This window comes from Flavobacterium ammoniigenes, assembly GCF_020886055.1.
GTDB lineage: Bacteria > Bacteroidota > Bacteroidia > Flavobacteriales > Flavobacteriaceae > Flavobacterium > Flavobacterium ammoniigenes.
The window spans coordinates 1420516-1433884 of record NZ_AP025184.1; the positions used below are offsets into that span (position 1 = coordinate 1420516).

Below are 13369 nucleotides of genomic sequence, written 5' to 3' on the forward strand. Positions count from 1 at the left end.
TTAAACGGTCATTGAAAACAAAGCTGTGTCAGGTGCTTTTCGTTTTAATAGCAAGTCAAAAGCCATACAAATATTGCGAACAAATGGTTTGCCTTCTTCGGTAACTTGAATTCCGTTGGGAATAAAATGAATCAAGCCATCTTTTTCCATTTCCTTTAATTGTTCAATAACTTCCGGAATTTCTTTGAAGTAGTATTTTGGTTCAGCCCATGAAGTTTCAAATTGGCACATTAAATTCAAAATATGGCTGCGAATGATTAAATCTTCCTCTGTCAAAAGATGACCTCTAAAAACAGGAATAGTATTTGCATCTAAATGGTGGTAATACTCTTCAATCGATTTTACATTTTGAGCAAAACTGTACCAACTGTCACTAATAGAAGATACTCCTAATCCAATCATCAATTGTGTTTTTGAAGAACTATACCCCATAAAATTACGATGCAATTTGCCTATTTCAAAGGATTCAAATAAACTATCGGTTGTTAAGGCAAAGTGATCCATCCCAATTTCGTGATAGTCATTTTTGTATAATAATTGTTTTCCTGTTTCGTATAATTCTCGTTTGGCATTATCCTTAGGAATATCCTCGTCATTAAATCCTCGCTGTCCATTCCCTTTAATCCAAGGCACGTGGGCGTAACTATAAAAAGCCAATCGATCGGGTTGTAATGATTTGGTTTTTTCAATAGTATCAATCACATCTTCTTTTTCTTGGAATGGCAAACCAAAAATAATATCGTGACCGATAGAGGTATATCCTATCTCTCTAGCCCATAAAGTGACTTTGGCCACATTGATAAACGGTTGAATGCGATGAATGGCCTTTTGAACTTTTTCTGAATAATCTTGAACGCCAAAACTCACGCGTCTAAATCCCAAATCATATAATTTTTGCAATTGTTCGCGAGTAGTATTGTTAGGGTGTCCTTCAAAACTAAATTCATGTACTGGGGCTTTATCGGCTTTGGCAAAAATTCCACTGATTAGTGCTTCTAAATTTTCAGAAGAGAAGAATGTAGGAGTTCCACCACCCAAATGAATTTCTTTAATTTTAGGTTTTTCGCCCAATATAGTGCAGTACAAATCCCATTCTTTGAGTACTGCTTGAATGTAAGGATGTTCTACTTCATGATTTTTAGTAATTCGTTTATTGCAACCACAAAAAGTACACATGCTTTCGCAAAAGGGCAAATGGATGTACAAACTGATTCCTTCAGAAGTATTGCTTTCTACAAAAGACTTTTTAAGAGTTGCTAACCAAATTTCATAGGAAAAATCAAGTTCATTCCAGTAGGGTACCGTTGGATAACTGGTATATCTTGGCCCTGGAACATTGTATTTTTGGATTAGCGAATGAGTCATAGCAAAATCATTTGAATGATCAAAAGTAAGTCTGCTTTCCACCAATTAAAATGATATTTATCATCCCTTCAATTTAGTGCATAAAAAAACCTCAATCTTTTGGATTGAGGTTTTGTAGGGAGTGATGTACACTATTCTTGTTTCAAATTGCGCAATTGCTTCAATTTTTCTTTCCAAACTTCTAAACTTTCTTTGTGAATGGCGATGTTTTTTCGAACTTCTAACACAATTGAATTTTCTTTTTTGGCATTTTTAGTATTGGTAAAAAACTGAATGTTATTTTCTAATTGGAAAATTTCGTTTTGAACTTCTTCTATTTTACGAATTAAAAAGATTTTTTCGCTCTCTAATTTTCTCGAATCATTGCTTTCAGACAATTGATCCATACGATTAGTAAAACGCATCATATCAGAATCTTTTTTGCTTAAGCTTAATTTTTCGAAAAGGGCATCTAATATTTTATTGAACTTACCTTCAATATGGCGTCTAGCAAACGGAACTTTACCAAACGCTTTCCAGTTTTGGATATGTAATTTAATACCGTCTAAATCGGTTTTATGGTCTCCTGTTAATTGGAACGATCGTAAAGTTTCTAAATAGGCTTTCTTGTTTTCGAAAGCAGCAACTTCTTCACTGTTCTCCTCGTTTTTTTGCTCTTTTAATTGGTCAAAATAATGATTGCAAGCCTCTCTGAATTCTTTCCAAATACTATCGGAATATTTTCTAGGCACATGACCAATTTTCTTCCATTCTTCCTGAATTTGTTTCATGATTGGAGTAGAAGTAGCAAAATCAGTACTCGCTTGTAATTCTTTGGCTTTAGCCACCAAAGCTTGTTTTTTACTCAAGTTATCGTTCTGATCTTTCTTGATGTCTTTGTAAAACGAATTCTTAAACGAATTGAAGTTACGAACAGCTGTTTTAAAGGCAGCCCAAGTTGCTTCATTGACTTCAGCGGGAACTTTTCCTGCAGCAAAAAATGCGGCTCTTAAAGTTTCTACTTTTTCTATTTGTACCAACCATTGCGTATGAGCGTTTACTTTTTCAGTCGCTAATACTTCAATTTGAGCAATAATTTCTTGTTTTTTAGCCAAGTTATCTACTTCGGCACCTTTTAGTTTTTCAAATAACAATTCACGTTTATCGTGCATTTGTTTGGTTAAATCGCTAAATCGATTCCAGATTTCTTCGCGGTGTTCTCTAGAAACAGGTCCGATCTCTTCTTTCCAAATACGGTGTAAATCTTGTAATTCACGGAACGCTTTGTTAATGTCTTCTTCTTGAACTAATGCTTCAACACGAGCAATAATTTTTTGTTTTTGCTCTAGATTGTGTTTGAAATCGATATCTCTAGCTTCACGGTCTAAGTGCAAATAATCGTAAAAATTTTCAACATGAAAATGGTAATTATTCCAAACGTGGTTGTATTTGTCTTTTGGTATTGGACCTGCATTTTTCCAACGTTCTCTTAACTCATTAAAATGTTTTAAGATATCTTTAATGTTAGCTTGCGGATTGATTAATTCTTTTAACTCTTCTACAATAGCCAATCGATTTTCTAAATTGTTTTTCAGACTCGTTTGTAAGCTTTTGAAGTGTTCGTTTTTCTGGTTTCTATAAACAGAATAAATGCTGTCAAATTTTGATTTTAAAGGGGAATGGTATTGGAATTCTTCATTTGGATCTTGATTTTCCGCAAGAAATTCTTCTTTTTTCTCCTCAATCAGGTGATTGTATTTGGCTAAAAAGGCTTTTTTGATCTCTTCTACATGTTCTTTTATCGATGCTACTTTTTCGTTGGATACCAAAGTATTTAATTCTTCTACTAGAGATTCCATCGATAAAGTATCATAGTCTTGCATCGGAATATCGTGACGCTCTTTTACACTTTCGTCCTCGCTTTCTTCTGCATTGCTGTCGGCGATGGCTTCGATAATGGTTTGATTATCATCGGTTTCGGTAGTTATTTCTACAGACTCTGCTGCAGTTGCTTCAACTTCATTCGGTGAAGTTGTTGGTGTTGATTCCACTGAATCTGTTGTGTTTCCGTCTGCATGTTGCAGGTTATCATTCTTTTCTTCTAACATTTTTTCAATGTTTAAGGTTGCTAATTATTCAAGCGAAAGATAGTAAACCCCAATTGAATAGCAAAATAAATCCCTTATTTATCATCGTTTTACGTTAAAAAAGAGGCGATTTAGTTTATTATTTTGGATGGTAAAAATCTAAAAGTAAAAGAATTGAGATCTAATGGAATTTAGAAAAGGCTTCAATTGTTTTTCCTAATGGATTGGAAATTATTTATTCCAAATTGCCCACGCTTTTTCGGCTTGAAAAATGAGCATGTCCAAACCGTTTTTAATTTTAGCACCTTGGTTGTGCGCTTTTTTTAAAAATTGGGTTTCGGCAGGATTGTAAATCAGGTCGTATGCGATGTGTTTTTTGGTAAAAAACTCGTACGGAATTTCAGGATATGCTTCTGTATTAGGGCTTGTTCCAACAGGAGTAGAGTTGATTATAATTTGGTATTCGTCAAAAATTAGATCGGTGATTTGGTTGTAACCTAAGGTAGTTTCACTGGCTTGTCTTGATACGAAAGTATAGTTGATTCCCAATTCTTCTAAGGCAAAAGCTACGCCTTTCGAGGCGCCACCAGTACCTAAAATCAAGGCTTTCTTATGATGTGATTCTAATAAGGGTTCTAACGATTTTTGGAAGCCATAATAATCGGTATTGTACCCTTTCAATTTGCCTTTTTTGGTAAATTTGATCGTGTTCACTGCGCCAATTTTTTGCGCTTTTTTTGATAATTTATCTAAAAAAGGCAACACCTCTTCTTTGTAAGGTATGGTGACATTCATCCCGCTGAGGTGGTCATTGTTTTTTAGTAGGTCTAAAAAAGAGGCAATACTGGGAATGTCAAAATTCTCGTAGGTATATCCTTCAAGCTTTTCTTTTTCAAATTTCTCTGTAAAATAGCCTCTTGAAAACGAATAATTGATATTGCGTCCCAGTAAACCGAAGCGCTTTTTAATAGTTGTCATGCTTATTTTTTGTGTTTCGCAATGTAGTTTTGAACCGTATTTTCTTCCCAAATCATAGGAAATAGATCTTCAATTAAAATGTAATTGTCAAAGTTCAAACGCAAGCCATTGCTCAAATGGAATTTTGCTTTGGTTTTATCTTGAATCATAAAATACAATCCTGCTAAACGGTATTCGATTTCGTTTTCTTCAGGAAAATATTCTGTGGCTTGTAACAAGGTTTGAATGGCACTATCAAATTCTCCTAAAAATTGTAAAATATCGACCCAAAATAACCAAGTGTCCAATTGGTAGTCGCCAAATTCAACCGCTTTACGGTACCCAAATTCAGCTTCTTCAAAGAAATTCATTTGTTTGTTGATTGTCGCATAACGCTTCCAATACAATTGATTTTGGTTGTCTATTGCTAGCGCTTTATTGACATAAAACAGTGCTTTTTGGTAGTTGTTTTCACGAACGTAAAAGTCGGTAATCGCGATCCAACCTTTATCTAATAACGGATCTTCGTGTACAGTTTGATTATAGTATTTAATCGCTAAGGCGGTATTACCTAGACGTTCGTGGCATTTGCCAATACGCAGTAAAGCATAGGAAGTTGCATCGTCTAATTCTATAGTTCTTTCGTAACTTTCAATAGCTTCGGCATACTGTTTTAAACGTTCCAAGGCTTTGGCTTTTTCCATAAAAGCCCCCATGAATTCGTCATCAATTAAAGTGGCATAATTGAAAGCACGAATGGCATCTTCGTATTCTTTTAAACCGTAATGTAAGCGACCTATTTGGTGCCAAGCGATTTCGCTGTACGGGTTTTTCTCGATGTATTGATTTAAATAATTAATCGCTTCTTTGTTTTGGTCCAAAAACTCAAAACAGTAAACAACATTGTATAAGGCAGATTGATCCTCTAGATCTTCTTCCAAACATTTTATGAAGCTGTCTTTTGCCATTTCTAAATTGTCCATAAAAAGATATTCCATCCCAATTAAGTTATAGACATCAGCATAATCATCGGTATATTTTAGGGCAATTTTAAGAAGTTCAACCGCTTTTTCATGTTGGTCTCTTTTGGAGCAAATATTGGCCTTCTGAATGTAAATTTCTTCATTGTTTGGCTCAATGGCATACAACTCGTTTAGCATTTTGTCAGCCAAATCCAATTGGTCTTCATAGACAAGCATTTCGACTTGTACTAGTTTTAAACCCGTTGATTTAGGGTGTTGTTCTAAGGCTAATTTTAATGCTTTTTTGGCCAAAGAAGTTTTTCCAGAATCGATATAGTGAAGGATGATTTCTTCGAATTCCTCGGAGTCAAAAAACAAGACTTTATTGGTCTTTAACATCGACTCAAATTTGGAAAGAGATAAGTTGTACTCTTCTTCTTCGTTGCTTAATTGCATGCTGTTTTGTTTATGATTTTGGCCTAAATAAAATTAGGGAAATAGATCCCTGATCGAAGAAAAAGTAATAATTGTTGTGAACAATTTAATTAACAAAAAGCAAGATGAAAATTCGCTATTTCTTTTGAATTATTTCGTCCATTACTTGTAGAATAATGGCGCATCCTTCACTAATTTCTTCTTCAGAAATAGTGAGTGGTGGTGTAATTCGAATGGCACATCCTTCAAAAAGTAACCAAAACAAAATCAAGCCTTTATCTTGACATTTTAAAATCACTTCATTGGTAATTTCTGGGGTTTTGGTCATCGCAGCCAACATTAATCCTTTTCCTCGTACTTCTTCAATTAAAGGATGTACTAAGAGAGATCTAAATAGTTTTTCTTTGGCTAAAGCCTCCGCCATCAATGTAGTTTCAGTAATTTCTTTTAAGGTAGCCAAACAGGCTGCCGCTATGACTGGATGTCCTCCAAAAGTAGTAATATGTCCTAATTTTGGATTATGACTTAACAAATCCATCATAGCTGAAGATGCAGTAAAAGCGCCTACAGGCATTCCGCCTCCCATGCCTTTTCCCATTACGACTACGTCCGGAACAACATCGTAATTTTGGAAGCCAAAAAGAGTTCCGGTACGTCCAAAACCCGGTTGGATTTCGTCCAATATCATGATGGCACCTACTTCGTCGCAACGTTGTCGTACTTTTTTCAAAAAATTATTTTCAGGTTGGATAAATCCTGCCCCACCTTGAATGGTTTCTAGTAATATTCCGGCTGTTTTTGTTGTAATTTTTGCTAAATCAGCTTCGTTGTTGAACGTTATGAATTCAACATCTGGAATTAAAGGGCGAAAAACTTGTTTGCGTTCTTCAAAACCCATCACACTCAACGATCCCATTGTGTTGCCATGATAGGCATTGTGACAAGAAATCAATTGGCTACGACCCGTAACACGACGCGCTAATTTTAAAGCCCCCTCAATCGCTTCGGTACCCGAATTGACCAAATAGGTTTTGTCTAAAGGAGCGGGCAGGAGCGAAGCCATTAATTTGCAGTATTCTACGGCAGGACTTTGCGAATACTCACCATATACCATCACATGCGAATACAAATCCAATTGATCTTTAATGGCTTGATTTACTCTGGGATGTTGATGTCCTAAGGAACAAGCCGAAACACCGGCTACAAAATCCAAATAGCGATTATTATTAGTATCGTAAATATAAGATCCTATTGCATGAGAAACTTCCATTCCCAAAGGGTATGGAGAGGTCTGCGCTTGGTATTGTATAAAATCAGTATTCACTTTATTTTGTTTTGAAATTGAATTTTTCTATTTCTTCTTCTTATCGTAATCCAAAGTTTCCTTTCGTACTTTCATCGGGACATTTTTCTTGTCTTTTTGCGCTTTGGCTTGTTTGGCAATTTTTTCATTATCCTCATTTTCTTCGGGTGGGAAGATGTCGTTTTTAGACAGAATTCGTTCGTCTGCACGCCAAATAAAACCTTTTAATTTTCTGTCATTTTCGGGTAAATCTTTTTCTGGAAATAAATCGCCATCCACTTGCTTAAAAAAGGTAATTTCATCTACCTCGTTTTTATTAAACAAAATATTGATTTTGCTGCTTTTGTTTTTGTTAATGCCAATAAGTTCTTGAGCATCATTTCGCATATAATAAATCACTTCCGTATTTTTAATAATGTCAACATCGTGCAATTTTCCCTCTTCAAATTTGCCCAATAGATTTTGTCCTTTGATTTGATTATACCCTGTACCTAGTGTGTCTTTGGAGACAAGAAAGGTGTTGTTGAGTACTTTAAGTGAATCTAATTTTTGAGTGGTGTTGTTACCAATAAGATGCATGATGTCGCCTGTTATTTGACTTTGACCGTTCCAAAGAATGGGTTTTCCAATTAGTTTGGTCAAGGCAATTTTAGAACTGGAATGTATGGAGTCGCATTTGCCACTCATGTCTTTTTTGAAGAAACGCACATTATTGAACGCACGGATAATTCTGTTACCCTCTTTTCCGGTGACCATTAATTTTTTCCCATGAATGTATACCGAATCATTTTCGACAAAATTAATTGCAACAGCTCTTTTGGTTACAAAAAGGGAGTCCTTTTTCTTATACATTTCGGCATAATGTCCTTTAATAATGCCTCGATTAATGGAATCGGTAATTTTTACATTTCGGGATGCCGAAGCGAATTCTTTAGTACGATCGTAATACAAACTATCGCCTCTAATTACCCGATCGTTGTATTTAATGTACGATTTATTTAGAAAATGAGCTTTGTTTCTTTTGGTATCGTAAAAGCCTTTTTCGGTATAAATATAATTGGCTTTGCTGGTGATTGTAGAGGGACCCAACAAATAAGAATGTCCAGAATTACTGTAGTAGTCCAAATGATTGGACTTAATTACATAAGTAGGATTGGTGATGGTAACTTCAGTCAGGAATTGGAATTTTTTTTGTGGTACAAAGTATTTCCCTGATTTACTAACTAAGGTATTTTGCAGGTTGGTTATCGTTCCTTTTGTTTTGTAAAAAACCTCTTGAGTGTTACGGTCAAAATTAATAGTATCAGTTACTAAAGTAGCCTCTGGAGAGCTCATTACAGCATCGCCTGTAGCAAATGCTTTTTTTACATTACCACTGTACTCTGCATATTTACTATTCAAAAATAAAGTATCTCCTTGAACTAATTGGACATTACCAAAGGCTTTGATGTAGTTTTCTTTTTGAAAATAATAGGCTTTGTTACAAGTTAAAACCACGCCGTCATGATTAACGCGTACATTGCCCGTAAGTAAAAAAGCATCTGGGATTTCCACCTGATTGACATCGGCAAAATCAGAATGTTCTACGATGATTTTTTTAGGAGCCTGTCCCAATACTTTTGGCACAACCATTAAAAATAAAGCAAAAAAGAATACAATTTGAATTTTTTTCAAGTCTAAATATTTTGGGTATAAAATTAATCAAATTGTATGAAGCGCAAGTAGATTTAATAAATAATTATGAAGCATTTAGTGGGTATGTGCCCTAATTGAAAGTCATAACTTGCCAATACTTTAAAATAATTTATATTTGATCTTCCCTTATATGAAGAACAATATGAAATCACTTTTATTATCTGCAACTTTTTTAACTACATTTTTTGCTGTAGCTCAGTCGAATACAATTAGTAATCAACCTATTAACGCTAAACATAAAACAGTTGTTTATCAAGTTTTTACACGATTATTTGGAAATACTAACACCACTAACAAATCTTGGGGAACCATTGAAGAAAATGGAGTTGGAAAATTTAATGATTTTACAGATAAAGCCTTGAAGGAAATTAAAGATTTAGGGGTAACTCATATTTGGTATACAGGAGTTCCACATCATGCGGTTATTCGAGATTACTCGCAAATCGGTATTTCAAATGACGATCCCGAAGTGGTAAAAGGAAGAGCAGGATCGCCTTATGCCGTAAAAGATTATTATAATGTCAATCCCGATTTGGCAGTAAATCCAGCCAATCGATTACAAGAATTTGAAGAATTAATTGCCCGTACACACAAAGCAGGATTGAAATTGATTATTGATATTGTCCCTAATCATGTGGCACGCAAATACGAAGGAAAAAATAATCCAATAGGAGTCAGAGACTTTGGTGCGGATGATGATGTCAGCTTAGAGTATCATAGAGATAATAATTTCTATTACATTCCCAATACTCGTTTTGAAATTCCTGAGGGAATTACTCCTTTGAATGGAGAATTGAATCCATTGATTGATGGTAAATTCGATGAACTTCCAGCTAAATGGACCGGTAATGGTTCTCGTTTAGTTAAACCAGACAAAAACGATTGGTACGAAACGGTCAAAGTAAATTATGGCATTCGTCCTGACGGGACAAAAGATTTCGCTTTACTTCCTTCAGGTTTTGAAACCAAAAGTTGTCAAGAACATTTTGATTTTTGGAAAGATAAAGATGTACCAAGTTCTTGGAAAAAATTCCGCGCTATAGCCGAATATTGGTTGGCCAAAGGAGTTGATGGTTTTCGATACGATATGGCCGAAATGGTGCCTTATGAGTTTTGGAGTTATATGAATTCAGCAATTAAAGTACAAAGACCAGACGCATTTTTATTGGCTGAAGTATACAATCCAAAAGAATATAGAAATTATATTCATTTGGGAAAAATGGATTATTTGTATGATAAAGTAGAATTGTACGACAAGTTGAAACAAATCGTGCAAGGTAAAAGTCTAACCGATCCAATTACGGATATCCAAAAAGGATTGTCTGACATTGAGCATCATATGTTGCATTTCTTGGATAATCATGACGAACAACGATTAGCTAGTCCCGAATTTGCTGGTTCAGCCGAAAATGGCAAACCATTGATGGTGGTTTCAGCTACTATAAGCACCTCGCCAACGATGATTTATTTTGGACAAGAAGTAGGAGAAGCTGGTAATGAAAACGGTGGTTTTGGATCTCATTCTAGAACATCCATCTTTGATTATGTGGGTGTGCCCAATCACCAACGTTGGATGAATGGTGGAAAATTTGACGGGGGTAAATTAACTCCTTCAGAGAAATCGTTGCGTGACTTCTACAAAAGAGTGTTGAATTTTACTTTGAAGAGTTCAGCACTAGTAGGCGATTTTAAAGAAATACATTCTGCAAACACTACAATTACTGACGGATACTTACCAGAAATCTATTCATTTGTTCGTTGGTCGGATTCGGAGAAATTGATTGTAGTTGTTAATTTTTCTTCATCAAAAAAGAGCCAATTTGAATTAATTATTCCAAACGAAATCATTCAAAAATGGAATTTAAAAGAGGGCAATTACTTGATTATTGATCAATTGTACCAAAAGAGTCAATTAATTTTAAAGGTGAAAAATGGTCAAGGAAAAGTAAAAATTGACATGAAACCTTCGGAATCATTTATCTATCGTTTAAAGTAATTGTAATCGCTATTCAGCAATAGCTTCTTCGTAATTTTCTTCTACTTTTCTCCAGTTGATCACTTTAAAAAAGGCATCAATGTAGTTTTTTCGTTTGTATTGGTAATCCAAATAATAGGCGTGTTCCCAAACGTCTAACGCTAAGATGGGTTTTCCTTGTACTTTAGCATTTCGCATAAGTGGATTATCCTGATTGGCAGTACTAGTAATTTGTAATTTTCCAGAACGATCTACAATTAACCACACCCAACCTGAACCAAACAATTTGGTTGCTTCGCCTTTAAATTGCGTTGTAAAATTATCAAATGAGTCGAAATCTTTTTCGATTGCTGATGCCAATGAATCTTTTGGTTGCCCAGCAGATTTTACGCCAATACATTCAAAATATAAGGAATGATTGTAGTATCCGCCAGCATTGTTTTTTTGTTCTTCATTATTGGTATCCAATTGGGACAATACTTCTTCTATAGTAAGGTTCTCTAAATTAGTTCCAGCAATGGCTTCGTTCAGTTTGTTGGTATACGATAAATAGTGTTTAGAATAGTGATTTTCTAAAGTAATTGCCGATAGATTGGGAGCCAAAGCATCGTAGCCAATTGCTAATTTTTCCAATTGGAACGAACCATCGTTTGCCTTAACGTCATCAGGAATTCCCATGGTAATTTTCTCTTCTGCACTTGGCAAAGGAACTTCAACTACTTCGGTTAATTTTTTCTTGTTACAAGCAAATACAATAAAAAAGAATGCTACACAAATAACTTTTAAAAAGTGCTTTTTCATGACTTGTTTATTTTTTCAATAAAGAATTAATGATTTCAATATAGTTTTCCTTGGCTTCTTCTATAGACAGATGACTAATTTGCATCCAAGCATTAGTTTTGAAAGCATTTCTTAAATCAAAATTTTCAGATTGATTGTATTCGGCTGAACCAAAGGTAGCCTGTTTGTAAAAAGCATACAAACGCAATTGCACATCTTGAGGTAATGAGTCTTGCGTCATTTTAGAAGCTGCCGCAACAGCTTCATCGAATCTATTATCTAAATCATTTTCAATCATTACGCTTTGGTTGCAATAACTGTTTTTCCGCCAATGGCTTTTTGATTTAATACTACATTAATTGGTGTGCCTAAAGGTAAAAATAAATCTACACGAGATCCAAATTTGATAAAACCAGCATCAGTTCCTTGGATTACTTGCATGCCTTCTTCGGCATAGTTTACAATTCGCTTAGCTAAAGCACCCGCAATTTGTCGGTATAAAACTTCTCCAAAAGATTTATTTTCAACTACAATAGTCGTTCTTTCATTTTCTTCACTAGCCTTAGGATGCCAAGCAACTAAAAATTTACCTGGATGGTATTTGCTAAACTTTACAATGCCTCCCAAGGGATAGCGCGTTACATGAACGTTTATCGGCGACATAAAAATAGAAACCTGTATGCGTTTGTCTTTAAAATATTCGGCTTCAAACACTTCTTCAATTACCACTACTTTCCCATCTACAGGAGATAAAATGTGATCTTCGTTTAAAATAAAGTTACGTTTTGGATTTCTAAAAAATTGTAGGATAATAATTAAAAACAGAATGGCAATCATTTGTATAGCCATCTTGATCCAATTGATGTCAATTAAAGTATCGCTTGCTAATACAGCAATAGCAGTAATACATGTACCTAATAATATTGACGGGGTTCCCTCTTTATGAAACATATGATAAAATTTGATAAAATAAATATACAATTGGTGCTACAAATATAACACTATCTAAACGATCTAAGACCCCTCCATGCCCAGGCATTATTTTACCGCTGTCTTTTACTTCAGCAATTCGCTTGAATTTGGATTCGATTAAGTCTCCTATAGTTCCAAAAACACCTACAATTAAAGCAATCATAGTCCATATTAAAATGGAAGTGTCACTAAAATTTGGATTAGGCTTGATGTATAACTTTGAAATTAAATAACCAGCAAAAACTGCAAATACGACCCCTCCCAAAAATCCTTCGATGGTTTTTTTTGGTGAAATACGTTCGTACAATTTATGTTTTCCCATTGATTTTCCTACCAAATAGGCAAAGGTGTCATTGGTCCAAATCAAGATAAAAAGACCAATAATAATTTTTGGATTGTAATCATTTATTCCAAAAGATATTTTGACGATAAATATGAAAGGTAATAGTATGTACCCCACTAAATACAAGTATTTCCAAAGTTTGCTGATAGTTTGTTCTTTATTATTGAATAAAAATAATATGCATTTAATAAGTACAACAAGAGTGATTATTAAAAGGACAAGGTTTAACTGTTCTAGGTCAACACCTAATTGGGTAGGTTTTTCGCGAAGAAAGGATAAGTAATTATCAGTTTCTTTGGAGTAATAGCTAATTAAACTGATGATACTATAGGAAAGTGTAACAACTGATACAGGTAAAATCGTATTAATTTTAACTAAATTGGCGTATTCAAATGTAGCGATTACTAAAAAAATTCCAAATAATAGGATAAAACTTTCAGTAGAGTAAAGAATACAGGATAATAAAAGTGTAATGTAAACTACACCAGAAATTAATCTTTTAAGCGTTTCATTCAT

At 34.5% G+C, this 13369-nt stretch carries 11 protein-coding genes; 1 reads left to right on the forward strand and 10 read right to left on the reverse strand.

Annotated features, from left to right (window positions below; all coding sequences use genetic code 11):
* From hemN to LPC21_RS06580, 6 genes are all read right to left on the reverse strand, one after another.
* Nucleotides 1-1365 (reverse strand): oxygen-independent coproporphyrinogen III oxidase, encoded by a 1365-nt coding sequence (gene hemN / locus LPC21_RS06555; RefSeq protein WP_229316363.1) that lies wholly within the window; start codon nt 1363-1365, stop codon nt 1-3.
* Nucleotides 1366-1496: 131 nt separating this feature from the next.
* Nucleotides 1497-3452 (reverse strand): DUF349 domain-containing protein, encoded by a 1956-nt coding sequence (locus tag LPC21_RS06560; RefSeq protein WP_229316364.1) that lies wholly within the window; start codon nt 3450-3452, stop codon nt 1497-1499.
* A gap of 210 nt (nt 3453-3662) precedes the next feature.
* Complete coding sequence (locus LPC21_RS06565; RefSeq protein WP_229316365.1) at nt 3663-4409, reverse strand: shikimate dehydrogenase family protein; 747 nt, start codon at nt 4407-4409, stop codon at nt 3663-3665.
* Nucleotides 4410-4411: 2 nt separating this feature from the next.
* Nucleotides 4412-5806: a tetratricopeptide repeat protein gene (locus LPC21_RS06570; RefSeq protein ID WP_229316366.1), complete on the reverse strand. Its 1395-nt coding sequence runs from the start codon at nt 5804-5806 to the stop codon at nt 4412-4414.
* A gap of 115 nt (nt 5807-5921) precedes the next feature.
* On the reverse strand, nt 5922-7109 hold the full coding sequence (locus LPC21_RS06575; protein ID WP_229316367.1) for an aspartate aminotransferase family protein: 1188 nt from the start codon (nt 7107-7109) through the stop codon (nt 5922-5924).
* 27 nt (nt 7110-7136) lie between these two features.
* Nucleotides 7137-8720: an OstA-like protein gene (locus tag LPC21_RS06580; RefSeq protein WP_229318566.1), complete on the reverse strand. Its 1584-nt coding sequence runs from the start codon at nt 8718-8720 to the stop codon at nt 7137-7139.
* A 193-nt stretch (nt 8721-8913) separates the two neighbouring features.
* Between LPC21_RS06580 and LPC21_RS06585 the strand changes: the two genes are divergently transcribed.
* A complete protein-coding gene (locus tag LPC21_RS06585) occupies nt 8914-10779 on the forward strand; it encodes an alpha-amylase family protein (RefSeq protein WP_229316368.1) in 1866 nt (621 codons plus the stop codon).
* 9 nt (nt 10780-10788) lie between these two features.
* Here the strand turns inward: LPC21_RS06585 and LPC21_RS06590 are convergent, their stop codons facing one another.
* The 4 genes from LPC21_RS06590 to LPC21_RS06605 are packed head-to-tail and all read right to left on the reverse strand — an operon-like array spanning nt 10789 to nt 13369.
* Complete coding sequence (locus LPC21_RS06590) at nt 10789-11559, reverse strand: superoxide dismutase (protein ID WP_229316369.1); 771 nt, start codon at nt 11557-11559, stop codon at nt 10789-10791.
* A 7-nt stretch (nt 11560-11566) separates the two neighbouring features.
* The gene (locus tag LPC21_RS06595) at nt 11567-11836 is read right to left on the reverse strand and encodes an acyl-CoA-binding protein (protein ID WP_229316370.1); all 270 of its coding nucleotides are present in this window, start codon (nt 11834-11836) and stop codon (nt 11567-11569) included.
* Entirely contained in the window at nt 11836-12489 is a 654-nt protein-coding gene (locus tag LPC21_RS06600) for a phosphatidylserine decarboxylase family protein (protein ID WP_229316371.1), read from the reverse strand. Before LPC21_RS06600 ends, LPC21_RS06595 begins: the two co-directional genes overlap by 1 nt.
* Nucleotides 12479-13369, reverse strand: a complete 891-nt coding sequence (locus tag LPC21_RS06605; RefSeq protein ID WP_229316372.1) for a phosphatidate cytidylyltransferase — start codon at nt 13367-13369, stop codon at nt 12479-12481. Before LPC21_RS06605 ends, LPC21_RS06600 begins: the two co-directional genes overlap by 11 nt.